This is a genomic window from Acinetobacter sp. 797_lipA (assembly GCF_058243025.1).
In genome coordinates, this window is record NZ_JBZAYQ010000001.1 from 2,125,321 (window position 1) to 2,150,058 (window position 24,738).

At 41.9% G+C, this 24,738-nt stretch carries 25 protein-coding genes; 16 read left to right on the top strand and 9 right to left on the bottom strand.

All coding sequences use genetic code 11. The features are described from left to right. Nucleotides 1–119 precede the first annotated feature (119 nt). The 3 genes from AC4CU2_RS10430 to ruvB all read left to right on the top strand — a co-directional run bounded on the left by AC4CU2_RS10430 (nucleotide 120) and on the right by ruvB (nucleotide 3,512). Nucleotides 120–1,460, top strand: coding sequence for a deoxyguanosinetriphosphate triphosphohydrolase (locus AC4CU2_RS10430; protein WP_279698001.1), 1,341 nt, complete (start codon nucleotides 120–122; stop codon nucleotides 1,458–1,460). A gap of 125 nt (nucleotides 1,461–1,585) precedes the next feature. After that, nucleotides 1,586–2,188, top strand: coding sequence for a Holliday junction branch migration protein RuvA (ruvA, locus tag AC4CU2_RS10435; protein WP_125280477.1), 603 nt, complete (start codon nucleotides 1,586–1,588; stop codon nucleotides 2,186–2,188). Between the two features lie 313 nt (nucleotides 2,189–2,501). Continuing rightward, nucleotides 2,502–3,512, top strand: coding sequence for a Holliday junction branch migration DNA helicase RuvB (gene ruvB / locus AC4CU2_RS10440; RefSeq protein ID WP_490768793.1), 1,011 nt, complete (start codon nucleotides 2,502–2,504; stop codon nucleotides 3,510–3,512). A 54-nt stretch (nucleotides 3,513–3,566) separates the two neighbouring features. Here the strand turns inward: ruvB and AC4CU2_RS10445 are convergent, their stop codons facing one another. Continuing rightward, nucleotides 3,567–4,799: an acetamidase/formamidase family protein gene (locus tag AC4CU2_RS10445; RefSeq protein WP_490768794.1), complete on the bottom strand. Its 1,233-nt coding sequence runs from the start codon at nucleotides 4,797–4,799 to the stop codon at nucleotides 3,567–3,569. A gap of 218 nt (nucleotides 4,800–5,017) precedes the next feature. Next, on the bottom strand, nucleotides 5,018–5,599 hold the full coding sequence (locus AC4CU2_RS10450; protein WP_279677969.1) for a hypothetical protein: 582 nt from the start codon (nucleotides 5,597–5,599) through the stop codon (nucleotides 5,018–5,020). Nucleotides 5,600–5,820: 221 nt separating this feature from the next. Here AC4CU2_RS10450 and ybgC point away from each other — a divergent pair, with 221 nt between their 5' ends. The 6 genes from ybgC (at nucleotide 5,821) to pal (ending at nucleotide 10,894) form a co-directional block, all read left to right on the top strand. Continuing rightward, on the top strand, nucleotides 5,821–6,228 hold the full coding sequence (ybgC, locus tag AC4CU2_RS10455) for a tol-pal system-associated acyl-CoA thioesterase (RefSeq protein ID WP_004693869.1): 408 nt from the start codon (nucleotides 5,821–5,823) through the stop codon (nucleotides 6,226–6,228). 25 nt (nucleotides 6,229–6,253) lie between these two features. Beyond that, nucleotides 6,254–6,952 carry a protein TolQ gene (gene tolQ / locus AC4CU2_RS10460; RefSeq protein WP_490768795.1) on the top strand — a complete coding sequence of 233 codons (699 nt, stop codon included), beginning with the start codon at nucleotides 6,254–6,256 and terminating at the stop codon, nucleotides 6,950–6,952. Continuing rightward, nucleotides 6,952–7,404 (top strand): protein TolR, encoded by a 453-nt coding sequence (gene tolR / locus AC4CU2_RS10465; protein WP_004693872.1) that lies wholly within the window; start codon nucleotides 6,952–6,954, stop codon nucleotides 7,402–7,404. The genes tolQ and tolR overlap by 1 nt, the downstream gene beginning before the upstream one ends. A 3-nt stretch (nucleotides 7,405–7,407) precedes the next feature. After that, nucleotides 7,408–8,643 (top strand): cell envelope integrity protein TolA, encoded by a 1,236-nt coding sequence (gene tolA, locus AC4CU2_RS10470; RefSeq protein WP_490768796.1) that lies wholly within the window; start codon nucleotides 7,408–7,410, stop codon nucleotides 8,641–8,643. Between the two features lie 346 nt (nucleotides 8,644–8,989). After that, on the top strand, nucleotides 8,990–10,273 hold the full coding sequence (tolB, locus tag AC4CU2_RS10475; protein WP_171253444.1) for a Tol-Pal system beta propeller repeat protein TolB: 1,284 nt from the start codon (nucleotides 8,990–8,992) through the stop codon (nucleotides 10,271–10,273). A 51-nt stretch (nucleotides 10,274–10,324) separates the two neighbouring features. Beyond that, a complete protein-coding gene (gene pal, locus AC4CU2_RS10480) occupies nucleotides 10,325–10,894 on the top strand; it encodes a peptidoglycan-associated lipoprotein Pal (protein WP_004693879.1) in 570 nt (189 codons plus the stop codon). Nucleotides 10,895–10,953: 59 nt separating this feature from the next. Here pal and AC4CU2_RS10485 read toward each other — a convergent pair whose 3' ends face one another. Next, on the bottom strand, nucleotides 10,954–11,154 hold the full coding sequence (locus tag AC4CU2_RS10485; RefSeq protein WP_004980614.1) for an NF038105 family protein: 201 nt from the start codon (nucleotides 11,152–11,154) through the stop codon (nucleotides 10,954–10,956). 181 nt (nucleotides 11,155–11,335) lie between these two features. Here AC4CU2_RS10485 and AC4CU2_RS10490 point away from each other — a divergent pair, with 181 nt between their 5' ends. The 5 genes from AC4CU2_RS10490 (at nucleotide 11,336) to AC4CU2_RS10510 (ending at nucleotide 14,623) form a co-directional block, all read left to right on the top strand. After that, nucleotides 11,336–12,310 carry a class 1 fructose-bisphosphatase gene (locus AC4CU2_RS10490; RefSeq protein ID WP_490768797.1) on the top strand — a complete coding sequence of 325 codons (975 nt, stop codon included), beginning with the start codon at nucleotides 11,336–11,338 and terminating at the stop codon, nucleotides 12,308–12,310. Nucleotides 12,311–12,362: 52 nt separating this feature from the next. Beyond that, on the top strand, nucleotides 12,363–13,139 hold the full coding sequence (locus AC4CU2_RS10495; RefSeq protein WP_078425975.1) for a TrmH family RNA methyltransferase: 777 nt from the start codon (nucleotides 12,363–12,365) through the stop codon (nucleotides 13,137–13,139). A 161-nt stretch (nucleotides 13,140–13,300) separates the two neighbouring features. Next, nucleotides 13,301–13,915 carry an RNA polymerase sigma factor gene (locus tag AC4CU2_RS10500; RefSeq protein WP_004693886.1) on the top strand — a complete coding sequence of 205 codons (615 nt, stop codon included), beginning with the start codon at nucleotides 13,301–13,303 and terminating at the stop codon, nucleotides 13,913–13,915. Next, nucleotides 13,912–14,229 carry a hypothetical protein gene (locus AC4CU2_RS10505; RefSeq protein WP_004693889.1) on the top strand — a complete coding sequence of 106 codons (318 nt, stop codon included), beginning with the start codon at nucleotides 13,912–13,914 and terminating at the stop codon, nucleotides 14,227–14,229. Before AC4CU2_RS10500 ends, AC4CU2_RS10505 begins: the two co-directional genes overlap by 4 nt. Next, nucleotides 14,219–14,623, top strand: a complete 405-nt coding sequence (locus AC4CU2_RS10510) for a DUF3106 domain-containing protein (RefSeq protein ID WP_490768798.1) — start codon at nucleotides 14,219–14,221, stop codon at nucleotides 14,621–14,623. Before AC4CU2_RS10505 ends, AC4CU2_RS10510 begins: the two co-directional genes overlap by 11 nt. Nucleotides 14,624–14,699: 76 nt before the next feature. Here the strand turns inward: AC4CU2_RS10510 and AC4CU2_RS10515 are convergent, their stop codons facing one another. From AC4CU2_RS10515 to cxpE, 4 genes are all read right to left on the bottom strand, one after another. Further along, nucleotides 14,700–17,120, bottom strand: coding sequence for a CSLREA domain-containing protein (locus AC4CU2_RS10515; protein ID WP_490768799.1), 2,421 nt, complete (start codon nucleotides 17,118–17,120; stop codon nucleotides 14,700–14,702). Between the two features lie 16 nt (nucleotides 17,121–17,136). Then, on the bottom strand, nucleotides 17,137–18,942 hold the full coding sequence (gene rbtA / locus AC4CU2_RS10520) for a rhombotarget A (RefSeq protein ID WP_490768800.1): 1,806 nt from the start codon (nucleotides 18,940–18,942) through the stop codon (nucleotides 17,137–17,139). A gap of 122 nt (nucleotides 18,943–19,064) precedes the next feature. Then, complete coding sequence (gene hda, locus AC4CU2_RS10525) at nucleotides 19,065–19,769, bottom strand: DnaA regulatory inactivator Hda (protein WP_004980630.1); 705 nt, start codon at nucleotides 19,767–19,769, stop codon at nucleotides 19,065–19,067. Nucleotides 19,770–19,784: 15 nt separating this feature from the next. Continuing rightward, nucleotides 19,785–21,005: a chloramphenicol efflux transporter CxpE gene (gene cxpE, locus AC4CU2_RS10530; protein ID WP_087010788.1), complete on the bottom strand. Its 1,221-nt coding sequence runs from the start codon at nucleotides 21,003–21,005 to the stop codon at nucleotides 19,785–19,787. 132 nt (nucleotides 21,006–21,137) lie between these two features. Between cxpE and purM the strand changes: the two genes are divergently transcribed. Further along, entirely contained in the window at nucleotides 21,138–22,208 is a 1,071-nt protein-coding gene (gene purM, locus AC4CU2_RS10535) for a phosphoribosylformylglycinamidine cyclo-ligase (protein ID WP_490768801.1), read from the top strand. Between the two features lie 5 nt (nucleotides 22,209–22,213). Next, nucleotides 22,214–22,843: a phosphoribosylglycinamide formyltransferase gene (gene purN / locus AC4CU2_RS10540; protein ID WP_490768802.1), complete on the top strand. Its 630-nt coding sequence runs from the start codon at nucleotides 22,214–22,216 to the stop codon at nucleotides 22,841–22,843. Between the two features lie 53 nt (nucleotides 22,844–22,896). Here the strand turns inward: purN and AC4CU2_RS10545 are convergent, their stop codons facing one another. Both AC4CU2_RS10545 and sppA read right to left on the bottom strand, forming a co-directional pair. Next, on the bottom strand, nucleotides 22,897–23,697 hold the full coding sequence (locus tag AC4CU2_RS10545) for an alpha/beta fold hydrolase (protein ID WP_490768803.1): 801 nt from the start codon (nucleotides 23,695–23,697) through the stop codon (nucleotides 22,897–22,899). Beyond that, nucleotides 23,694–24,713, bottom strand: a complete 1,020-nt coding sequence (gene sppA / locus AC4CU2_RS10550; protein WP_010326396.1) for a signal peptide peptidase SppA — start codon at nucleotides 24,711–24,713, stop codon at nucleotides 23,694–23,696. The genes AC4CU2_RS10545 and sppA overlap by 4 nt, the downstream gene beginning before the upstream one ends. Between the last annotated feature and the right edge of the window lie 25 nt (nucleotides 24,714–24,738).

The window sequence follows — 24,738 nt, forward strand, 5'->3', positions numbered from 1 at the left end:
TGTTCTATTTCTGAAAACTTCATACTGCATAAATTAAAAGACAACTTATGTCGTAGCCCTCTAGAGCTCGTCACACTTTTTTGGCATGATGAAGCCAATAACTCACTGAATAACGATAAATGATGCAAATGCGTTGGTTGGAACTGCTCTCAACAGTTCGTATTGGAAGTAAAAAACAAAATACCGAATTGGCACGTAGTCCATTTCACAAAGATTATGACCGAATTATTTTTTCCCAAAGTTTTCGCCAACTGAACCGAAAAACCCAAGTCCATCCACTGACTCAACACGATGGCATTCACACCCGTTTAACTCATTCGCTCGAAGTCTCCTGCATTGGACGCTCTCTTGGCATGCTCGCAGCGGAAAAAATCAAAGATGAACTGCCAATTTGGATTTCCCCTGCCGATGTTGGAGCCATTATTCAAGCGGCTTGTTTAGCACATGATATTGGGAACCCACCGTTTGGTCATGCGGGTGAATATGCCATTCGTGAATGGTTTGACGATGCATCACATGGAAACTTTTTAGAGAAGCTTTCCGCAGAAGAACAAGCCGATGTGCGTCAGTTTGAAGGTAATGCCCAAGGTCTACGCTTACTGACTAAAATTGACTATCACCCTAATGATGGTGGCATGCGTCTGACTTATGCAACACTTGGGGCTTACTTAAAATATCCATGGTTGTCTAAAACCATCGAGTCACAAGGCAATACCCCTGCCAGTAAACGTGCCAAATTTGGCTGCTATCAGGCAGAAAAAGAAATCCTGCAACAAATCGCTGAACAACTCGGACTGATTCAACTGGGTGAATATCATTATTGCCGTCATCCGCTAACTTATTTACTTGAAGCCGCAGATGATATTTGCTACGCCCTGATTGATCTTGAAGATGGCATCATTTTAAACATGTTGTCTTATGAAGAAGTTGAACCGATTTTTTTAAGCTTGCTTGGTGAATATAGCGCACCAACTGAACTGTCGATGCCAGATACTACATGGCAGCAAAAAATTGCAGCCCTGCGCGGGCGCGTGATGAAACGTCTGGTTGAAGAAGTCACATCGGCTTTTGCTAAGCATCATTTTGAAATTTTACGCGGACAACTGGCCGGCAGCTTACTGCAATACTGTGCTGCTGATATTGAGTTAGGCATTAACCGTGCAAAGGATTTAGCCCGCGATAAAATATTTGAACACCCACAAAAAGCGGGTTTGGAAATTATTGCCCATCAAAGTTTGCAAAACATTTTAGATGCCTTTATTCCGCTGACAACACCGCATAAAACATTAAGTTTTAAAGAACAACGCTTAATGGCTATTTTATGTCGTTCTGGTGCGCACTTTGGTAGCAACCATTATGAAAATATCATGCAGGTCTTAGATATTATTTCTAAATTTTCAGACCACCAAGCGTATAACTTGTCTCAAGAGTTACAAGGCAATAAGGCAGGATTGATTTAAATGTGTCATCAACATCCAGTTTGATGATAAAGCCATCAACCTCAACTCAATTTTCCGTGAGCCTTTTGCCTTTCTGCGCAATGCTCACTACTATGTAACCATTGATAAAAAGTGAATCACACAACATGATCGGATGTCTTATTGGTGAAGTCTTCGCACTAGAAGCACCCACCGTACTTTTAAATGTAAATGGTGTCGGTTATGAAATTGATACACCACTCACCACATTTTGCCAGTTACAAAAAGGTCAGAAAATCACCTTATGGACGCACCTTGCAGTGCGTGAAGATGCTCAACTACTTTATGGCTTTTTGCATCAACAAGAAAAAATCATTTTCCGCACGCTGTTAAAGGTCAATGGTGTCGGCCCTAAAATGGCTTTAGGTATTTTATCCACGCTCAGCGTCGATATGCTGATTCATACTGTCGAACATGAAGATATCAACACACTGGTTAAAGTACCGGGCGTGGGTAAAAAAACTGCTGAACGCCTCATGATTGAATTACGTGATCGCTTTAAAGCGATGTCTTCAGGCACAGTGCCAAGCAACTCAACCGTTGAACAAATCCAGTTCACAGGCAACTCTGCCGTGGCAGAAGCCGAAGCGGCCTTACAATCTTTAGGGTACAAACCTTTAGAAGCACAGAAATTGGTCAATGCAGCAAAAGGTGATTTCACTGAAGCAAGCGACATCATCCGTGCTGCACTCAAGTCAATGAATAAATAAAGTGCTTCAATCAAGGCGACATTTGATACACGTAAGTGTCATTCGCAACTGTTCGAATCAGGAGACATTTGCACATTAATGTTTCTGCGATATAGTCGATACGAACTTGCATTCAATGAGTTTTGCGATGAGGTGCATTGCACCGCAAGTGGTTTTCTTGCGAAGCATTGCTTCTCATTTTGCAAAACAAAAGTAAGGCGAACCGCAGGTTATTCCTGAGTTTCGCTTGAAAATGGAAAGACTCCGCCAAGGTATATACTTTCTTTTCTGACATTTTGCTACAAAGCATATTCACCTAAAGTTTAAATAATATATGCAAGACCGTCTCATCGGTGGTTCCGAAAAACCCGAAGATCATATCGACCGCGCTATCCGCCCGACCTCACTCGATGACTACATCGGTCAGCCCGTGGTTCGTGAACAAATGGAAATCTTTATTGGCGCAGCACGTGGTCGTAGTGAAGCCCTTGATCACACCTTAATTTTTGGTCCGCCAGGACTGGGTAAAACTACACTTGCCAATATTATTGCGCGTGAAATGGGGGGAAACCTCAAGTCGACTTCCGGCCCAGTATTGGAACGTGCTGGGGACTTGGCAGCCATGCTGACCAACCTTGAAGAAGGTGATGTGCTGTTCATCGACGAAATCCACCGTCTTTCTCCCGTGATTGAAGAAATTCTTTATCCAGCCATGGAAGACTACCAACTCGATATTATGATTGGTGAAGGTCCTGCGGCTCGTTCAATTAAGCTCGACTTACCCCCTTTTACTTTAGTTGCCGCAACCACACGCGCAGGTCTACTCACTTCTCCTTTACGTGACCGTTTTGGTATTGTGCAACGCCTTGAGTTCTATTCAGTTAGTGACTTGACGCATATTGTGACTCGTTCTGCCAATTTGATGGATGTACCTATTACGCGTGAAGGTTCAGCAGAAATTGCACGTCGTTCTCGCGGCACACCACGTATTGCAAACCGCTTACTACGTCGAGTTCGTGACTATGCACAAGTCAAAGGTACTGGTGAAGTGACACAAGATATGGCTCAGCGTGCACTCGATATGCTCAATGTCAATAAAGATGGTTTAGACACTTTAGACCGTCGTTATTTGAGTATGTTACTTGAACGTTTTGATGGCGGCCCTGGTGGTGTAGAAGCTTTGGCAGCTGCAATGGCTGAAGACTCAGGTACATTAGAGGACGTGATTGAACCGTATTTGATTCAACAAGGTTATGTGATGCGGACAGCCCGTGGTCGTATTGCCACCAATATGGCATATTTACAGTTTGGTATGACACCGCCTGAACCGAAAGATAAACCCTAAAACACCTGTTTAATGCAAAAGAAGGAGGCTTAATGCCACCTTCTTTTGCATTCACTATTTATTCTTTGTTTCTTTAAACTCATTAAAGTCTGCTTTACGGATCATGGCATGAATACCTTTGGTACGATCAACTACTTGGGATACCTCAAAGTCTGTGGCGGCACTTAAATAAGCATATGCAATTTCTTCTGAAATACCATATTCATCAACCAAAAAGCGAATCGCTTCACGTGTTGATTTACGCATTGCTTCGTCCAAGTCTTCGTCTAAACCAGGCGTAATCCAAAACTCCGCATTCTCTGCTAGAGGTTGTCTAATGGTTTTACCAGGTACTTTATCCTTGCCCGCCTTTAACAACGTAATTTTAAACGTTGCCCTCGCTGATCCCTCAAGAGCAGTCAAGGAAACTTCACCATCTCCTTGAACAAAATGACTATCACCTGTATAGAACAGTGCACCTGGCACTTGTACAGGGTAGTATACCGTTGCCCCAGCACTTAACTCATTAATATCAATATTTCCTCCATAAAATGATGGGGGTACTGAATGCACAGGTTCGCTTGTATTTGCAGCCACCCCCATAGTCCCCATAAATGGGTTTAAAGGAAAGCGGATTGATGGACCTGTATCAGTTTTTAAAACACCTTCCCAAACTCCATTTTTATTTTTTTCAATTGGCGTAAAGATAGAAACATTACCGTATGCATCTGGATTATTTGCTGAAGCTCCGTCCATCTTTTTACGCTTTGGAAACTCAGGTAATGTACCCTTTCCATGTCTATTTGAAATCACACCATAAGGAACTCGTGGTTCAACTTTTAAGATTTCAACTTTTAAGATATCCCCAGGCATTGCACCATCAATTGCAATTGGACCTGTGATGATGTGTGGACCATCTTTATGAAAATCATGCTTTAAATTGGAGCGCGTAATTAATTTTGCTTCATCTAGAACATTTTCAGATTCAACCCCATGCGATGAAAAATACTTTTCAGCATCTCTCCCCTGATCTTCAAGCAATCCTTCATGTGAAACAGTATCAAAGGTCACTGTACTTTCCGATGGAACTGTTAATACAGGTTTAGCATTTTTATTTGGTAAATAGCCCCATGTAATTGTTTTTAATGTACTTGGAACATAATAATTCCCTTGATATTCACCTTGTTTTAATAACATTGGCTTATTTTCTAGTTGTTTTAAAACCTGAAATTCATCAGCAAAAGTGAAAGATGAAAGTGCTAAAAGACCAGATGTGACAGCTATAGATAATGCTAAACGCGTTGGCATATGTAAATTTCCCTAATTTAATTACATAACGCTAAAAGCAAATTTAATGCCATTTTAAGTTATTATTCACGTTTTAATAAAGTTATACCTAGTCGCTCTATTAGTCAGCTTCTTAATACAATACTGGGTATGCATTTATAAAATATTTAAATAACATTATCTTTTTTTTAAAACTAGAATCCATCACAAGCCTTGGCTATGCATCCCCTCTCGACAATTTATAAAGAAGAAATTTCTCTCACCTCTTCGACCAGCATTAACTCACACGCCCCATTCCCTGTGTCTGTCCGACTCAGTGAACTGCGCCACGTCCAACCATCAGCCGATTTAACTTCAACCAGTTGCCCTTTTAAATAAACCATGTCGTCTACATCAATATCTGCAAGTTTTTGTGCAACAAATTTATTGGCTGGGATCAAATGCGTATTGGCACTACTCGAGGCAATGTCATTTACTGGAATGGGTGGATTGTTCTCATAACGCCAATAATACCAACGATTACTTTGTGTAATAGATAGTTGCTTATAGACCTCTGGCTTCGCCATCTCATTCCAACCCAAAGCAAAATCAACAGGACTCAGCTCTGCTTCACGGCCCATCCTATAGTTTTCACGCGCCAACACACGAAACTCTCCTACATATGGTTCTAAGGAAGTAATTGTGTAGCCTTCAACGTGCTGTACATTTTCAGTCGGTGAATATAACTCTAAACTTCTGCTTCCTTGCTCAGGTTTAAGCCAATATGTCCACAGCGCAAATGCCACAGCCAAAATAAGCAGCAGCTTAAAATAACCATTCATTCCCTTATCCTTATATTTTTATAGCCATACTGCGCTCAACTCCCCCAACAGTCATGAATCACAATATTTGACATCTTGTGCCATTGGAGTGAAATCTCATAATGCTAAACTGCGACGCATTAGTACTTTGACGTGCACCAATTTTAAGACCCTGTCCTTAAATATAAAAGCGCCAAGTCAATCTAAATCGACTCGTACAACTGGAAAAACGGAATACTCTCATGGCGAATAAATTTGAATTCAACATTCGTGTCTATATTGAAGATACTGATGCAGGTGGCATTGTTTACCACGCCAATCATATTCGCTTTATGGAGCGTACCCGTACCGAGTGGTTACGTGCTTCTGGTGTAGATCATTACTGGCATCAAAAAGACTATAACTTCGTTGTACACAAAATTAATGTGAAATATTCACGTCCAATTTTAATGGATGATTTAATTACTGTTACAGCAAGTGTTGTTTCGTGTAAGGCTACGTCATTTGTGTTGCAACAAAATATTTATCGTGGTGAAATCATGCTTGCATCTGGTGAGGTCGAATTGGCATGTATCAGTTCAGAAATGAAACCACGTCGACTTCCTGATGAAATCCGCGAACTGATTCTAAAAGAATTAGGACAAGACTAAAAAATTATTGGCACATGTAGTAACTATGGCAACTCAACTCGAATCATCTCTTCAAGTTTCAGATCTAATATTACAAGCAAGCCCAGTCGTACAACTGGTAATGCTGGCTTTACTTTTGGCCTCGCTGTTTAGCTGGTATCTGATTGCCAAGTTACACATGAGTTATAAAAAAGCACAAGCAGACGATGACCATTTTCAAAAAATCTTTTGGTCGGGTGCTGAACTGAATACGCTATATAACAATGCGCAACTTAATTCCAAACGTGTCGGCCTTGAGGATATTTTTTATCAAGGTTTAGGCGAGTTTTTAAAACTAAAAAAACGCAATGCTGCTCCGGCACAAACCATTGAAGGTACAGAACGTATTTTACGCGTCGGTCTAAGTCGTGACCAAAGCCAACTTGAACAAGGCTTAGGTGCTTTGGCCAGCATTGGTTCTGTGGCCCCGTATGTTGGCTTATTTGGTACCGTTTGGGGCATCATGAATGCATTCATCGGTTTAGCCGACGTAGATCAAGTCACCCTTGCAACGGTTGCACCCGGTATTGCTGAAGCCCTCATTGCTACAGCGATTGGTTTATTTGCAGCGATTCCAGCGGTATTGGCATTTAACCATTACACCGTAAAAGGCGAAACGGTTTACTCCGATCGTGCTTTATTTGCAGAAGAAATGGTTGCGTTATTACAGCGTCAGTCTTTGGGTGAAACTAAGGAACATGACTAATGGCAATTCAACGTTCAGGGCGCTTCGAGCGCATTAAGAAACCACTAAAAAGTGAGATGAACGTCGTCCCATATATTGACGTCATGCTCGTATTATTAGTGATTTTTATGGTCACCGCACCCATGATTACGAGCGGCATCAATGTCGATCTTCCTCAGGCCAATGGCAACCCCATTGAATCAAAAGATGCACCTGCAATGGTCAGCTTAGATAAAGAAGGTCGCTATTTCCTTAAATATAAAACGCATAGTTCAGCTGAACCTTTGGCTTTATCTGAATTGACCTCTATTTTAAGTGAAGCACAGCAACAAGCTCAGGCTGAAAATAAAACTTTAACCGTTGTTGTGGAAGGTGAACAGTCACGCTCTTATGGCGAAGTCATGTCGCTCATGAACAGCCTACAAGAAGCGGGTCTCAGCCAAGTTGGATTACTCACAGAGCCATTAAAGTAATTTATGAAAGATTTTAAAAAGCCACCGTTTAAACAAAAAGCCATCGCGCTTGGATTTACCTTTGGTATCCATGTGATTGCTGTTGTTGGCTTACTTTATCTTGGTATGAGTAAACCACCAGAGCCACCGAAGCAAATTAGAACTGTGCTCATCAAACCTGAGGACTTAAAGCCTGTTACGCTTGAAGAAACAGAGTTTACGGAAACAGCACATGAAAATGTCGCCAAAGAAATCACACAAACTGCCCCGCCCGCTGTAGAGCCTGCACCTGTTATCCCAACAGCACCACCTATAACACCCGTTGTGCCAAAAGTCGACGCTCAAAAAGCAGCAGCGGATGCCAAAGCCGCTGAAGCGGCAGCGCGTAAAGCTGAATTACAGCAGCAGATTCAGGCACGTGCAAAGGCTGAAGCTGAAAAACTACAAGCTCAGCAAGAACGTGCTGCAGCCCGTGCAGCGGAGCAAGCTAAAAATGCTGAGAAAACCAAAGCAGATGCAGCGGCGAAAGCCGAAGCAGACGCCAAACGCCGAGCAAACTTAGAAGCATTGAAAAAAGCAGAGGCAGTACAAAAAGCGAAGCTAGAGGCACAAAAGAAAGCGGATCTCGCTAAAAAGCAGAAGCAAGACGCTGATACAAAGGCCAAAGCAGATGCAGATAAAGCCAAGGCTGCCGCTGATGCAAAACGTAAAGCCGATGTGGACAAAGCGAAAGCCGCCGCTGATGCTAAAGCTAAAGCAGATGCTGCGAAGACCAAAGCTGACGCTGATGCCAAACGTAAAGCTGATGCGGATAAAGCTAAGGCAAATGCTGATGCAAAAGCCAAAGCCGATGCAGAAAAAGCCAAGGCTGCTGCTGATGCAAAACGTAAAGCCGATGCTGAAGCAAAAGAACGTGCAGCTGAAGAAGCACGTGCTTCATCTGCAAAACAAGCTGCCGAAGAAGCCGCTCAAAAAAAAGCTGAAGCAAAGCAAATTGCTTCAACGGCTAAGCGCGACTTTGAAAATAAAATTAAGCGTGCTTGGGATACCCCAGCAGGTTCAACGGGTAAAACCGCGACTGCACGTGTCACGCTTTCGGATAGTGGCGCTGTACGCTCTGTGATCGTGAGCTCCAGTGACCCTGACATGAAAGCCAGCGTCGAAGCAGCTGTTCGTTCTGCTGCACCCTATCCAATGCCTTCAGATCCAGAAGCGCGCCGGCAAGCACAAAGCTTTACCTCATCCTTTACTGCAAAATAACCCAAATCCCTCTGAACAATCAGGGGGATTTTTTTAGCCTAAAGCTCAGTACTTTTATATACTCAAATAACTTATTTTAAATACGTTTAATCTGTATCCATGTTCAATAGTAATCGATGTGAAGTCTTTAATTTCAGTCGATACAAGCGAGCCCCCTCTGCCCCTTATCACATAGACCTACCTACAAGTTTTCTATTTACGCTTAAACTACTTAATTCTTACTCATTTTTCACAGTGTTATAACAGATCAGTCATAATTTCATGCTTTTAATATTAGAAAATCATGCCATTATGTAGAACAATTAAACCCACAATAAAAGCCGTTTGTTTGAGTAAATAACGAATGATGGAAATGACGCGTAAACACCTTCTTAGCCTAGCCATTTTAACTGCTTTCAGCCCAGTCTTAGTGACTCAAGCACATGCTCAACTTCATTTAGAAATTGCAAAAGCACCTGAAGAAGCGCCTAAAATTGCAATCGTACCTTTTAGCAATGACAGCAGTCTCTATCCTATTATTGAAACGGATTTAAACCGCTCAGGGAAATTTAGCAGCGCTTCAAAAAATTTACCCGCAACGGCTAGCATGAATAATCCGAACGCAGCCAACTGGCAAGCAACAGGTGTTCCGTATGTCGTTACAGGAACAGTAAAAACCACTGAAAATGGCAGTTACGAAGTTCATTACCAACTGTATGATGTTCAAAAACAACAATATCTTTTAAATGAAATATTAACTGTTCCAGCATCACGCGTTCGTTCTGCTGCACACATGATTAGTGATGCCATTTATCAAGCATTAACTGGTATTCCTGGGGACTTTAGTGGTCGTATTGCTTATGTGCTTCGTAATCCAGCGACACCAGAGCAACGCTATACACTACAAATCGCGGATACCGATGGTGAGCAACCACGTACAATTTTAACGTCACGCGATCCAATTTTATCGCCTGCTTGGACACCAGATGCCAAGAAAATTGCTTATGTTTCATTTGAAACCAAACGCCCTGCAATTTATGTCCAAGACCTTTCGACAGGTGCGCGTGAAAAGCTTGCTAGCTTCCGTGGTCTAAATGGCGCACCAAGCTTCTCTCCAGATGGGAAAAGTATGTTGTTCACCGCTTCTATGCATGGCAACCCAGAAATTTACCAAATGAACTTGGAAACCCGTCAACTGCAACGTATGACCAATGACAGTGCTATTGATACTGAAGCACGTTATGCACCAGATGGTAAGTCATTTATCTTTACTTCTGACCGGGGTGGTTCTGCACAAATTTACCGTTATGACTTGGCAAATAGCAGTTATAACCGCCTGACCTTCCGTGGCGCATTCAATGCACGTGGTACGCTCAGTGCCGATGGCAAAAAGCTGGCACTGGTCCACCGCCCAAGCGGTAGTAACTATAAAGTCGCTATTCAAGATTTAAACTCAAGTGTTACAAATATTTTAACCCCAACCAGTTTGGATGAGTCACCAAGTTTTTCCCCAAATGGGCAGATGGTGGTCTATGCAACGCGTGAAGGTTCACGTGGTTTGTTGTCGATCATGTCACTGGATGGCCGTTTCCGTATGAATTTACCAAGTGAACAAGGTGAAGTCCGTGAACCTGCTTGGGCACCCAAATAACTTTTTAATGACTAGTCATTTAATAATCATCAATTTTCATGGAGATGAAGAATGAAATCGATCAAACTTTTAGCCCTTCCAATCTTAGCGACTGCTCTTGTAGTTACAGGATGTGCGAGCCGCAAACCTGCTGCAACAATTGAAGCAGGCCAAAACCCAAATGGCTCAACCACAGTCAATACTCAAGGTCTAAGTGAAGATGCTGCTTTAAATGCACAAAATCTTGCAGGTGCATCAGCAAAAGGTGTAACTGAAGCCAACAAAGCATTTTTAGCAAAACGCGTTGTACATTTTGACTATGACAGTAGCGACCTCAGCAATGATGATTACCAAACGCTACAAGCCCATGCACAGTTCTTAATGGCAAATGCAAATTCGCGTGTAGCGTTAACAGGTCATACCGATGAGCGCGGTACACGTGAATACAATATGGCATTGGGTGAGCGCCGTGCCAAAGCGGTTGAAAGTTTCTTAATCACCACAGGTGTGAGTCCAAACCAACTTGAAGCAGTTAGTTACGGTAAAGAAATGCCAATCAATGCAGGCCATGACGAAAATGCATGGAAAGAAAACCGTCGCGTAGAAATTAACTACGAAGCAGTTCCACCACTTTTAAAATAATGCTGGTATCACAACTGAAATAAAAAAAGCGCTCCTTTCAATGAGCGCTTTTTTATGACTTAAACTTGTTCAGGCTTAGGATTTTCATCAGATTCTTCAGCATGTTGCATAGATTCAATCATGTCATGTTTATTGAACTTTTTATACTCAGCCTTTGCTTCGTAGTCTTGCCACGCTTTTTTCACACTATCGTCTGAAATATCATCTAAGTTAATCCCTTCGCTCGGCGTTGGAGTCGCATCAAATTTTTGCGTTGTCATTGTTGTGCTCCTATTTTTACCTGATATTCCTTCCATCAACATAGCACTTTCCACAAGACTTGCAAGGGTAAAATCGCAGCAAATAGTCGAGTTTAATTGTTCTTTTGTCTCGTTCTCGACTAAAATATAGCGCAATGTTGATTTTGTTACGTATTCAAGTTTTAGTGGAGTCCTCCCCCTTATGTCATATCTCAATCTGTCCCAATTTTTAGAACAACAAACGGGAAATCTTACGCCTGAATTGGCACAAGTGATTAGCACCATTGCTGCTACTTGCCAAACCATCGATCAAGCTTTACAAAAAGGTGCTTTAGCTGGTGTCTTAGGTAGCGCGCAGCATGAAAACGTGCAAGGTGAAGAACAGAAAAAACTGGATGTGATTTCAAATGATTATTTGATTGATGCTCTAAAAGTCCACCCACAAGTTGGTGGCTTAGCGTCTGAAGAATTGGATGAATTCACGCCAGCTCAAGAAAATGGCAAATATTTAGTTTTATTTGACCCACTTGATGGTTCAAGCAACATCGACATCAATATGTGTGTGGGGACTATTTTCTCAATCTTGCCTGCAAAAAATGCAGTGACACAAGCTGAAGACTTTATGCAAGCAGGCAACCAGCAAGTTGCTGCGGGTTATGTACTTTATGGCCCATCAACCATGTTGGCATTAACAGTCGGCGCTGGCACAGTATTCTTTACCTTTGACCCAGAAACTCAACAATTCTTGCTCACCTCTGAAAATATTCAAGTGGCAGCAGATACCAAAGAATATGCTATTAACTCTTCAAACCAACGCCACTGGGAAAACCCTGTAAAACGTTATATTGAAGAACTTCTCGCAGGTAAAACAGGTCCACGTGAGAAAGACTTCAATATGCGTTGGGTGGCTTGTATGGTGGGCGACATTCACCGTATTCTTTGCCGTAGCGGGATTTTCATGTATCCATACGACCTCAAAGATCCGAAAAAAGCAGGTCGCCTACGTTTAATGTATGAAGCAAACCCTATGAGTATGCTAATTGAACAAGCTGGCGGTGCATCATCAACGGGTCGCATTCGTATTTTAGACATCGAACCAACTGACCTACACCAACGTGTCCCTGTGATTATTGGCTCTAAAAACGAAGTCGATTTAGTGACCGGCTACCACAACTAATTTTTTTAAATGCGCATAGCCATCTGAAGCGTTATGCGCATGAGTCTCTCTCATGTCAATCGTTTTTCTTGAATCAAAAGACAACCCAAAGATTAAACATCTGCGCGGTTTAATAGAGCAAAGTAGCTACCGTAAAAAGCAAGGTCAAACTGTGCTTGAAGGGACACACTTAGGCTTAGCTTGGGTTGAAAAAAAGAAGAAACTCAATTCTATTTTCACCACTGAAAATGCACTCGAACACCCTGATATTTGCGATATTTTAGATGAATATGAAGGTGCTGTTTTTGTCATTGCTGAAAGCCTATATCGTGACTTAAGCACATTGGGGACCACTTTGCCCTTCTTGGCAGTTGTAGACTTACCAAGCTCAAGCCAAAGTGTAGACTTTAGCTTGGATACCTTGATTTTGGAAAACATTCAAGATCCAGGCAATGTAGGTACACTACTCCGCTCTGCTGCTGCAGCGGGTATTAAGCAAGTTATTTGTACCAAAGGTTCTGCTGCACTCTGGTCACCACGTGTATTACGCGCAGGCATGGGTGCACACTTCTCACTCAACACCTATGAAAACGTTGCCATCGAAGATGTACTCGAACGCTTTGAAATTCCAGTGTATGTAACCAGCTCACATCAGGCTGAAAGTTTATATCAAAAAGATTTAACACAAGCTTGTGTCTGGATCTTAGGCAATGAAGGCCAAGGAGTTTCTGACTTTGCTTTAGCACATGCTCAAGCACTGAGCATCCCACAGCCCGGTGGCCAAGAATCTCTCAATGTCGCTATTGCGGGTTCAATCTGCTTTTTTGAAATGGTACGACAACGACTTTAAAATCGTTAAGTTATATTAACTAAAGTCGGCTCAGCAGAAAAAATAGATTACACTAGAAAAAATAATTACTTGTGTTGTCAACCAAACCATTATTTCCAACGTTATAGGCACATGATTGAGGAAATAATGGTGGGTATCCGATGACAGGATTTTCCATCTCTATGGATTTAGCACCCAAACAGTCTAAAACGCAGGATTCTAGTACTCTTAAGAGTACCGCCGAGTCTCGCCTAAAAAACTTCATGCAAGAAGTGACTGGTCGTGCGTTAGTAATGATGGAAAGTGCCACCCAAAACCAGCAGGGTATCGCCATGGATTTGGTGCAAGAAGCCTTTATTTCATTACACAAATCTTATTCCGATCGATCTACGGAAGAATGGTATCCCCTGTTCTATACCATTTTAACCAACAAATTACAGGATTGGCGTCGTAAAGAAGCACGTCGAGCACAACCGTTTTCTTTCTTCAAAAAAGTCAGTCTTGATGATGACGATTTTGAAGTCAATGAGGTGGTTGATGAAAGAGCGCTGAATCCTTCAGACTTTTTAAGTCAAGCTGTCACTGCGGATGAAATTCAAGAAGCCATTGCTGGTCTTCCCGTTCGTCAGCAGCAAGCATTTATGTTACGTGCATGGGAAGGTTTTGATACTGCAACCACTGCACAAATCATGAATTGCTCTGAAGGCAGCGTTAAAACTCATTACCACCGTGCGATTCAAGGCTTACGCAATGCTCTCGCACATTTGAATCCACATCTAGGAGGATCATCCGAATGAAAGATGATTTCTTAAAGCAAGTAACCTCCAAACTTGATGGGCTCGCGCAACACCACAAAAACAAACCCGTGGTGATGCAACATGTTCTTGATGACATTCAAGATCAAAAGTCCTCACGTTATGGCCTTTGGAAAATGTCTGGTTTTGCTTTAGCTGCGGCTATTGCTGGCTTTGTCGTACTTCCGAACTCTGTAACCCTTGATGAAAAACCACATAACCAAGTGGTTTCGACTCCTAAACTTTCACCTCAAATGGTTGAAGATTTAGAAATGTTATTGGTTTTAGGTGAGGACACTGTTCCACATGGCAGCTAAACGTGTCGCTTTCGCACTTTGCACGCTAGGTTTTTTACAAACCAGTTTTGCAGGTTTTGATCGTTTTTGGATTTTTTCCAAAGATGCAGATACCCAAGTGTCTGAAACATGGGAATCGTTGTCTGAAGAAGAACAGCGTGCGTTGATTCAACGTTACCAATCTCTTAAAGAACTGCCCGATGCGCAAAGTGCAGCCCTGCAACAACGTATGGACTGGTTTACTCAGTTACCTGAGCAAGAAAAGCAAAAAATGCGTGACACTTGGCAACAGATGAGCACCCAAGAACGACGTGATTTACGTGCACGCATGCAAAAAGCAGATGCAGATGAACGTGTGAATATTCGAAATGAATATATCAATAAATACATCCATAGCAACACTGCTACACATTAAGATGCTTAGCCGAATATAAATACTATAGAAACGCTCATAAAAAATGCCTCATGTGAGGCATTTTTTATACTTACATTTATATTTTTCGTCGTTGTCTAAACCACGCTAATGACAACAATCCAAGCACCCCAAGACCACCCATTGAGCCACCACCACCGCCACTCGCCTCCGTATTTGTATTTTTTGCGGTGTTCGTAAAATACATCATCGCAGATTTAGACTCTTCAGCCTCTGCATCATAGATCACATATTCAATTTCATAAGGGAATGGACTGAAATTATTGCGGACTTCAACTTCAATATTGCCACCATAACATACATATTTTTCATATTCCCCAGGACAAGAACCTGTACGTTCTGGCTTAATATTAATGCCTGCATCCTGACGTACAATACGAATAGCAAGATCCTTTCCATTCGCATCACGGTGAAATGCTGGACGTTGATGTTCTGCCGCGACTGTACTAATTGGCCCATCACCATCATCACTATCATTTGCCAGTGGATTTACATTGAGTTTTAAAGTGCCACCATAATTCAGGGTGTATTCATCCGTTTTGGCAATCGGTTGTATATTGCTAAACTCCGCTTTTAAAATCCCCGAGGAGCTTGCCTGCGTAGCCTTACTCTTCACACTATATTGGCAATAGACATATTCCGTGCTGGTTGTAGGCTTACCATCGGTGCGATAAATCATGATTTGTTTTAAATCATCCTTCCACTCACAGCGTAAAGTTGGATCCGCTCTGAGTTTTGAGGTATCCAGCACACCATCTTTGGCGCTGAGCACACCTACACCTAATACCTGAGTTTCAGTAATGGTATAATTCTCAGTGTTCATTTCTTTTAAAGCCGACGTTCCATCAGCAGTGTTGACCACAGCCTCATCTTGCAAAACAAACTGGAAGGGATCGACATAAATCGCGCGATATTTTTGATGTAACTTTGTCGCAGTTAGAAGCTCCTTATAACGCTTTAACTCTTCATTAAACTCGACCAAAAAGTCTGGATTGGTGTTTTTATCGGCGATTAATTCTTCCAACTCCTTAATATTATTCACATACGCCTGAAGACGTTCTGACTGCGAGGTATTTTTCAAATCAGCAATATCCGCTGCTGCTAAACGACGCAACTCAACCGATCCAATATCACAGCTGTTGGCTTCCGCAGGTGCTAACATCAATGTTCCGTCGACAATACGGTCTAGACCACGCTGGTCACTATCATTACAGCTCAATTTACTGTTGGTATCGAGCAAATCAACTCCACCACTATTTACTTTCGGGAAATACATTGGGCGGAATAAATTATATTTCGATGGCGAAGTTAAGGAACTGAGTAGACTTCCTATAGCCACATTTTTCACATCAATATTAGTATCTGTCGTACCATCGAGTATTCGTGCACTTGCTGCCAGTTCACACTGACTGGTCACTGTATCAAACGCATTGTAACCTGCTGTCACACCTGCATCATATTTTTCGGATAGTGTCTGAGAACCGACATAGCGGCATGATGTGTTTCCATTATATGCAAGTACATTGTAATACAACGACTTCGTACCGAAATCGTCATAATCCAAAACGCTCGCTGCACTGTTTTCTACAATAGTGTTATTTGACAATAAGAAATTACTTTCAAGACTCAGATTATGCTCTCGGGTATTGACGGCATAAATAATGCTTCCATTTGTCGAATTTACTGTATTTTTTGCGATCGTATTATTCGCCATAGCAACTTTTGGGTTACCACAAAAATCGAATGTATTTAGATTCGATATCTGACCATTCGAAATAATACTATTTGCACTAAACTCTATATTGGTTTTTACATCCAAGAGACCCGCATAACATTGCATTGCAAGAACACTACCCACAGTCGCTTGGTTGCCTTGTAATACACTATTATTTACAGTCACCTGATGCTCACCAGGACCAACGAGATAGAGTGCTCCACCTTTTTTATCTGACTTTGAGTTTAGAATTTGTGCATTATTTAAGGTTAATGCTCCACCAACCAATAAAGCACCACCTTCATCTGCCGAATAACCATTTTCTAAAATCACATTCTCTAGCGTCAAACTGGTCTTGGTAATGGTATTAAATAAACGTGACTTTCCACCCGCATCAATCCGTGAAGTCAACTCACCTAGCGCTGGATACTTAAAAGTGATGGGATTTTTTTCACGATCCAAATAAGGGCTTTTCCCAAAAACCACCACTTTAGACTCGGGAACAATTTCCTTATTCAGTTTATACGTCCCAGCTTCTAACTGAATATAATCGGTTTGACCTGAACCCGTATTCCCAGCACTACAGCCACCATAAGCCTTGTTTAAGCTGGCTGTTTTGATTGCCTCGCGGAGTGAACATTGATTCATGTTTACATTATCTTCATCTTCAAATGTGTTGACATAAATTGTTCTATCTTCTGCAGCCATTAATGTCATAGCAGCTACCACCATGACACCTAATAGTCCTTTTTTAAAGTGTTTCATGTTTGCCCTTTTCTTTTTATTTTCGACGCAGCAAAATTAAAGCAAATAACCCCAGTAAGCTCAGAATACCAGTGCTTCCGCCAGAGGTTTTAATTTTGTCACTTTCCATATGATTTTGCGGTTCCTGTACAATTTGTACATTCACTTCAACGAACGGAATATGTTCATCAAAACGTGTCGTGGTTGTGACCAGCTGTAACCTGAAAATATCAGCACCATGCCATGCTCCATTTGGCGTGTAAGTAATATTTCCTAGTTCATCAATCACCACTTTACCTTTCGATACCGTTTGAGTCTGCTGCACCCGCATACAACCCGGTTGCCACTCTTCACCATTTGGCGCTTTAGCCGATTTGAACAAGCTTGCACATTCGGTTTTGGACAGTAGATCACTATCTCCAAGCAGATCTGCAACAGAAAGTTTAGCTACTTGCCCCGCAATCAGATCTTCACCAATTAAGCTAATGGTCGTTGGGACCTCAATCTCGATTGCACCACGGTCACAAAAGGTATTGTTCGTATTTCGATTCACACCACGTTGATCTGAATTTTCACAGCCAATTAAAGAATCCGTTGTGTTTACAACCACTTTACCCTTGTTCACAATTGGAGAATCTAACCAATGCGTCTGACTCATTAAAATGCGTGGACGGATATAGCCTAAAAATTTTTGGTTGGGAACAATATAAGGACACAATAAACTGTCAGCATCTGCAGACATGGTTTTACACTCACCCACCACATCACTGCCTGCAATCAAAGCGCCAGACCAAAACTCATTCGGATAATAACTCGCACCACTGCCACAGTCACTTTGCGTGACCAAGTTGTTCTGAAGAACTGCTTTACTTAAATCCCCAGCACAGTTTTGTGTGATGGTATTTTCAGCATTCCCTAAAACGATACTATTGGCCAGATAAGCCAAGTTTGTAGATGGATTGAAATAAATCCCTTTACTGTTTCCCACCACCGTTAAGTTATTCAAAGCCATGCCATCTCGAACATTGACGACATAACCTGTATTTTTCACAAAGGTACTACTGACCAGACGTGATGCTAAACTGGTTAAGGTCGTATCTTCTTTAACCGCTGCATTATTGAAAGAGTAAATATTGGCACTGCTTGCATCTGTTGTTTTATTTTCTTTGAAAACTGAATTATAAATCCGAAAAGAAGGCGCCTCCCCATACAAAATAGCACCTTGTACCGCTTGGTTTTGTTCAACCAGAGTAGAGCGAATTTCGACTAGACTACGACTGGTACCATCTTCGAGCAAGGTTGCGACATTGTAAATCGCCCCCCCTTGCCCTGCAAAACCACCTGTTAATTTGACGTGCTCAAGACCTAAATATTCATTGTTATAAATTAAACCACCTTGATTAACACCGCAGTCTTTCGCACAGCCCTGTAGAGTAACCTCTTTTACTAACACACGAATTAAAGCATTCTCAGCATTATCAACCCTTAATAAGTTGTCAGAACCATTCATTTTTAAGATGGCATTACTTAAACCCTGAACCGTTTCTTCCCCCACAGAACTGTCATAACTTGTTCTGAGTGTTAAATCTTTTTTGATCGCAAGATGGGTATTTAGCAAATAGGTTTTATTTTTCTCAAGCATGACGGTGGAAATCGCATCTTTGCCCCCGCAGCCATAATAACCCGCCTCAGACATACCTTGATTAATATAGTCGATAGCTTCGCGAAGTGAACATTCCGTGTCATTTTTGACAATATCGTCAGTGATGGTCACCTTAATATTGTCCGAATAGGCATGACTCGCCACCAATAGCGTAGCTACACCTATGCTCTTCTTGAGCATAACGATCTCCTTGCTTTTATTTTATCTTTTCTTTTTATTCTTAGATTGCAAAATCCCTGCAATATCTAACAATTTTTCGTACTCTGTCACAGCTCGGACAATTTCTCAAGTAATATTATGATTTACCGATATTCGTCAATTAGCGCATAAATTTGTCTGAGGTTTGCATTACTCAGTTTGGTTTTCTCACCTTTTAACAGTTGAATCAGTTGTTCTAAACTTTGCAATAACACCGAGGTTTGATGTGGCCCATGCGCGAGCAAATAATCAATAATCTGTTGATCGATATGAATCCCACGACGCGATAAAACCGACATCACCAATGTAGAACGATCGGCATACAAACTTCCGTTTGGTACTTTCACACTTACAGCCTGCGTCAGGCGAGATTGTAAATCGGGTAGTTCAAGTTTTAATTCAATCGGTGCAACACGAGAAGAGAACACCAACTGGCCACCTTCTTCATTGTTGTAGTTGATCAGGTGAAAAACCGCTTTCTGCCAATGCGGCACACCGCTTATGGCTTCGATGTCATCTAAAGCGACAAGGTCAAAACGCTCTAAAGAGGTGATTGCTTCTGTTGGCGCATCCAGCAACTCAAGTAGAGAAACTTGAATCGCTGTTTTCCCCACATCCAAATAAGAATCACAAATTGCTGAAAGTAAATGGCTTTTTCCAGAACCCGCACCACCATACACATAAAAACGATTCATTAAACCTGCATGTAATTGACGAATCGCATCGATAACAGGCCCCCATCCCGGCCCAGAAAAATCACTGATTCGAGCATCGAGTTGGGGTTCAATATCTAGTTGCAATTGACGCATGCTGGTTTGAGTATCCTAAAGTTCTTTATGGTCTATCTGATCAATCTTACTTGAATTTTCAGATGCTTGCTGAGCTTTTACCGCTTGATTTTTTAGTTCAATATCGACATCGACCTGATCAGTTTCAATCGTAATTGAGCCCGCGGATGAATCTTGCACAACAAAAGTAGGTGTGCTGTACATTGGGCTATTTTCATAAAACTCACGTGCATGTCTTAATAACACCACAATCACAGCAGCCACAGGCAACGCAATCAACATCCCTAAAATACCGCCCAATTGCGCACCAGCCAGCACTGCAAATACCACAGCAACTGGAGACAAGCCAATTTTATCGCCCAACAAGAAAGGTTGTAGGATATAGCCTTCCACTGCCTGACCAATCATAAAGACTACACCAACCAAGAGTAATTGCATCCAATCAATACCAAACTGGAATAAACTTGCAATCACTGCGGCAATAATCCCGACAGCAAAACCTAAGTAAGGAATGATACTGCACAGCCCAGCCACCATCCCAATAATCAAACCTACTTCAAGTCCAATTAGCTGTAAGCCCATTGCATAGACCACGCCCAAGAGTACCATGACCAAGAACTGACCTTTGACAAAAGCACCAAGTACACTATGGCATTCTTTAACAATGACTAAGGTCTGTTCTTCATATCGCCGCGGAATAAGACGACGAAAACTGTCCAGCATGCGATCCCAATCCAATAAGAAATAGAATGCAATAATTGGGATCAGCACAACAGTACCACCAATCTGAATGAAGTTCAGTCCAGACTGAGCCAATTTGGCAATCATAGCCTGAATACTGTCTGCACTATAGTTGGTCTGTACATATTCCATAATCGCAGCTGAAATCTGATCAACATCTAATTCCATTGGGACCAAATTAAAACTGTCAGATAACCAAGGCAGGAATTTATAATTCGCCCAATGTATACCTGAAGGAATGCTGTTCTTCGCATACATCAGCTGTTCCCACACCAGTGGAACCAAATACCAAAATGCCAATGTAATGACAACGCCAATACCGATAAAAACAGCACTAATAGATAACCAACGTGGTAAGCCAATTTTATGCAGTTTATCAACCAGTGGACTAAACAGATAAGCGACTAAAAATGCACCAATAAAAGGTAAAACAACAGGCTTGAGTAGATACAACACCCAGAGTATGAGCGCGATTCCTGCCAAAATAAAAATACGTTTAAGTGTACGATCTTGCATGCAATCTCGCCTTTGTCAGATTTAATCGTTATTGAGAAAAATATTTTAGTAAAGATAACATTTTAGCGCAGAAATAACATATGTGTTTCGTATATTCAGGTATAATCGCCCCGCGAATGCGGAGACTTCATTATGAGCAACTCAACTTCTACCCCAAACACTGGTTTAAGCTACAAAGATGCAGGTGTCGACATTGAAGCGGGCGACGCGTTAGTCGATCGTATCAAATCTGTCGCGAAGCGTACTACTCGTCCTGAAGTAATGGGCGGATTAGGTGGCTTCGGTGCACTTTGTAAAATCCCTAAAGGTTATGAAGAACCTGTTCTCGTATCTGGCACAGACGGTGTTGGTACAAAATTACGTTTAGCATTGAATTTGAACCGTCATGACACGATTGGTCAAGACTTGGTTGCAATGTGTGTAAACGATCTTCTTGTATGTGGCGCTGAGCCATTATTCTTCCTTGACTACTATGCAACTGGCCATCTTAATGTAGATGTGGCTGCAAACGTAGTTACTGGTATTGGTACAGGCTGTGAACTTGCTGGTTGCGCATTGGTTGGTGGTGAAACTGCCGAAATGCCTGGCATGTATGAAGGCGAAGATTACGACTTGGCAGGTTTCTGTGTAGGCGTAGTTGAGCAAAGCAAAATTATTGATGGCTCTAAAGTCAAAGCGAGTGACGTTTTAATTGGTGTTGCATCAAGTGGTGCTCACTCAAACGGCTACTCTCTACTTCGTAAAATTTTAGACGTGAAAAACGTTGACTTGACGCAAATCGTTGATGGTCGTCCACTTGCTGATGTTGCAATGGAACCAACACGTATTTACGTGAAGCCTATTCTTCAACTTTTAAAAGAAGTTGATGTACACGCAATGGCGCACATTACTGGTGGTGGTTTACCAGGTAACTTACCACGCGTATTGCCGAATGGTGCTCAAGCTGTTGTGAATGAAGCATCTTGGGAATGGCCAGAATTGTTTAAACTTCTTCAACGTGAAGGTGGTGTTGAACAGTTCGAAATGTATCGCACATTCAACTGTGGCGTAGGCATGGTCTTAGTTGTCGATGCTGCTGATGCGGATAAAACAGTTGAACGACTCAATAGCCTTGGTGAAAAAGCTTTCACTATGGGGCATATCGCAGACAATGCTGAGTCAGTTGAAGGCGCAGACGAAAAAATCCGTGTGGTATTCGCTTAATTCGTATGATTAAAATTGCTGTTCTGGTTTCAGGAAGTGGATCAAACCTTCAAGCCTTGATTGATGCCAATCTGTCAGGGCAAATTGTGGGTGTGATTTCCAACAAACCTGAAGCCTATGCGCTACAGCGTGCTGAAAATGCAGGTATTGCAACAGCAGTCATTGAGCACAAACAGTATCCTCATCGTGAAGCTTTTGATGATGTCATGCATCAAAAATTGCTCGATTGGGATGTGGACTTGGTGGTTCTTGCTGGCTTTATGCGTATTTTAAGTGAGAAATTTGTCAGTGCTTGGGAAGGGAAAATGATCAACATTCACCCTTCTCTTCTACCGCATTACAAAGGTATGCATACTCATCAGCGCGTCCTGAATACTGGCGATCAACTGCATGGCTGTACCGTGCACTATGTGACGGCTGAACTTGATGCAGGTCAAGCTTTGGCACAAGGTGTACTGAAAGTTGGTTCACATGATTGTGTGAATAGTTTGGCCCAGCGTGTACATACGCTTGAGCATATCATCTACCCGCAAGTGGTAGAGTGGATTTGTACACAAACGATTCAGCATACAGACCAAGGTGTTCTCTACCGCAATACACTGATGCACGAGCCAATTCAGTTTTGCAAATTTTAAAAATAAAAAACGCCTCCAAGGGGGCGTTTTTTTATGGCTACTGAAAAGTACTATTAAACATTTTCTTGAATCAGCGTCTTAATCAGAGCAACCGTTTCCTCTGGTCGCTCCAAAGGAAACATATGGCTTCCCTCAACGATTTGATAAGGAATGCCAAATTTCTTTTTCACTATTTGTGGAAAACCTGGACCAATAAAAGGACCTTTTTCAGCAATCATTAAATGCATCGGCACTTGTGGTTTGCCCTGAGGTAGCCACCATAAAGAAGGATTGGTTCTGAAGATATGAACTTCATCCATTTTTGCAATCGTAAGTTCAACACCGCCACGGACACGATCTTCCGTTAAAGCATAGTCAATATAAGCTTGAAAACAGTCTGGATCAAAGTCTTTATAAAAGCCTTTTGGACGTAGAAGTTCAGCTGCTTGCTCACGGCTCTCCCAATGGTCACGACGCCGTAAGGATAGCGCTGCTGGAGACATGGTATCGACCATTTTTAACTTCAACATCTTCGCAAAATGTAATGCAAACGAGGCTTTGCCCATAATCAAAGGCGGGTCTATCATGATGACTTGTTCAAATAAATCAGGACGTTGTAACGCCGCTTGAAACGTCAGCACTGATCCTAAAGAATGTCCCAAACCAATCACTTTACGACCCTGTGCCTGACGAACAATACTGTCAATCACTTGCTGAGTTAAGCTTTTCCAATGGTTATCAATCGGGTAGTTTTTATCTGGTCCTAGTAAAGGGACATAGATCACATCATACTGATCTGACAATAAATCAAATAATTTCTGATAGACCTTAGAAGGCACGCCATTGGCGTGCGCAAAATGAATTAAAGGTTTCATTGCAGTTTCGTGGTCTGTTCAGATTGCATTTGATTTGAAAGTGAAGATGCAAAACCAGCTCCCATAGATGCACCTAAACGGCCTAATACAGCATCTAGTGGGCTATGTACCACCGTATAATCCATCGCTTTATCGGTATTTAGTTCACGTTTTAAAGTATGTAAATTACCAATACGATCAGCAATACCCAGTTTGACCGCCTGATCCCCTGTCCAGAAAAGACCTGAGAAAAGTGCAGGATCGTTCGACTTTAACTTTTTGCCACGACCTTGTTTCACAGCATTAATAAAATGCTCATGTACATTATCAAGTACACCTTGAACATGTGCGCGCTGCGCAGGGTTAACGGGTTGTGTCATTGATAATAAAGCTTTGTTTTGACCAGAGGTCATGGTGCGGTCTTCAACACCTAGTTTTTGCATGAGGCCATTCACCCCATAGTTCGGCATAATCACACCGATTGAACCCACTAAACTCGAAGGATTCACCAAGATTTCGTCCGCAGCAGATGCGATATAGTAAGCACCTGATGCACCTGTATCACCAATCACCGCATACAATTTTTTATCGCTATGCGCTTTTTTCAAATATTGAATTTCTTGCCAGATTTCATCCGACTGAACCGGAGAACCGCCCGGTGAATTAATATTGAGCACCACCGCTTGGCTTTGTTTATTTTCAAAAGCTTTCTTTAATGACTTAATCGTGTCATCACTGTTTACGCTTTGCTCATCAGCGGCAATGGTACCAACAATATCAACTACAGCTATGTGTTTAGATGCGGTTGCATCCGTACCACTAGTCGAACAGCTCTTGGTCATGGCAAATAGAATAAACAAAAGATAGGCGAAAGTTAGACATTTGAAAAAGATGCCCCAACGACGTGCACGACGTTGTTCCTCGACGGAAGCTAAAACTGCTTTCTCTAAAAGTTTCCATTCGTTTCCTGTCGGTTGTTCATGTACAGGCTGTTGTTTCGGCGTTTCATTTTCTGGTTTTGGTGGCCAATCGGACATATAACAATCCAAACTTGAATAAAAT

Bases quoted from the DNA above. Each gene is read 5' to 3' on its own strand.
- AC4CU2_RS10495 (WP_078425975.1), top strand. From the start codon at position 12,363: ATGTCAATCGTTTTTCTTGAATCAAAAGACAACCCAAAGATTAAACAT.
- tolQ (WP_490768795.1), top strand. From the start codon at position 6,254: ATGGCAACTCAACTCGAATCATCTCTTCAAGTTTCAGATCTAATATTA.
- tolR (WP_004693872.1), top strand. From the start codon at position 6,952: ATGGCAATTCAACGTTCAGGGCGCTTCGAGCGCATTAAGAAACCACTA.
- AC4CU2_RS10515 (WP_490768799.1), bottom strand. From the start codon at position 17,120: ATGAAACACTTTAAAAAAGGACTATTAGGTGTCATGGTGGTAGCTGCT.
- sppA (WP_010326396.1), bottom strand. From the start codon at position 24,713: ATGTCCGATTGGCCACCAAAACCAGAAAATGAAACGCCGAAACAACAG.
- tolA (WP_490768796.1), top strand. From the start codon at position 7,408: ATGAAAGATTTTAAAAAGCCACCGTTTAAACAAAAAGCCATCGCGCTT.
- AC4CU2_RS10510 (WP_490768798.1), top strand. From the start codon at position 14,219: ATGGCAGCTAAACGTGTCGCTTTCGCACTTTGCACGCTAGGTTTTTTA.
- AC4CU2_RS10485 (WP_004980614.1), bottom strand. From the start codon at position 11,154: ATGACAACGCAAAAATTTGATGCGACTCCAACGCCGAGCGAAGGGATT.
- pal (WP_004693879.1), top strand. From the start codon at position 10,325: ATGAAATCGATCAAACTTTTAGCCCTTCCAATCTTAGCGACTGCTCTT.
- hda (WP_004980630.1), bottom strand. From the start codon at position 19,769: ATGCGTCAATTGCAACTAGATATTGAACCCCAACTCGATGCTCGAATC.
- purM (WP_490768801.1), top strand. From the start codon at position 21,138: ATGAGCAACTCAACTTCTACCCCAAACACTGGTTTAAGCTACAAAGAT.
- AC4CU2_RS10445 (WP_490768794.1), bottom strand. From the start codon at position 4,799: ATGCCAACGCGTTTAGCATTATCTATAGCTGTCACATCTGGTCTTTTA.
- purN (WP_490768802.1), top strand. From the start codon at position 22,214: ATGATTAAAATTGCTGTTCTGGTTTCAGGAAGTGGATCAAACCTTCAA.
- rbtA (WP_490768800.1), bottom strand. From the start codon at position 18,942: ATGCTCAAGAAGAGCATAGGTGTAGCTACGCTATTGGTGGCGAGTCAT.
- AC4CU2_RS10490 (WP_490768797.1), top strand. From the start codon at position 11,336: ATGTCATATCTCAATCTGTCCCAATTTTTAGAACAACAAACGGGAAAT.
- AC4CU2_RS10450 (WP_279677969.1), bottom strand. From the start codon at position 5,599: ATGAATGGTTATTTTAAGCTGCTGCTTATTTTGGCTGTGGCATTTGCG.
- AC4CU2_RS10430 (WP_279698001.1), top strand. From the start codon at position 120: ATGATGCAAATGCGTTGGTTGGAACTGCTCTCAACAGTTCGTATTGGA.
- cxpE (WP_087010788.1), bottom strand. From the start codon at position 21,005: ATGCAAGATCGTACACTTAAACGTATTTTTATTTTGGCAGGAATCGCG.
- ruvA (WP_125280477.1), top strand. From the start codon at position 1,586: ATGATCGGATGTCTTATTGGTGAAGTCTTCGCACTAGAAGCACCCACC.
- tolB (WP_171253444.1), top strand. From the start codon at position 8,990: ATGGAAATGACGCGTAAACACCTTCTTAGCCTAGCCATTTTAACTGCT.
- AC4CU2_RS10545 (WP_490768803.1), bottom strand. From the start codon at position 23,697: ATGAAACCTTTAATTCATTTTGCGCACGCCAATGGCGTGCCTTCTAAG.
- ruvB (WP_490768793.1), top strand. From the start codon at position 2,502: ATGCAAGACCGTCTCATCGGTGGTTCCGAAAAACCCGAAGATCATATC.
- AC4CU2_RS10505 (WP_004693889.1), top strand. From the start codon at position 13,912: ATGAAAGATGATTTCTTAAAGCAAGTAACCTCCAAACTTGATGGGCTC.
- ybgC (WP_004693869.1), top strand. From the start codon at position 5,821: ATGGCGAATAAATTTGAATTCAACATTCGTGTCTATATTGAAGATACT.
- AC4CU2_RS10500 (WP_004693886.1), top strand. From the start codon at position 13,301: ATGGATTTAGCACCCAAACAGTCTAAAACGCAGGATTCTAGTACTCTT.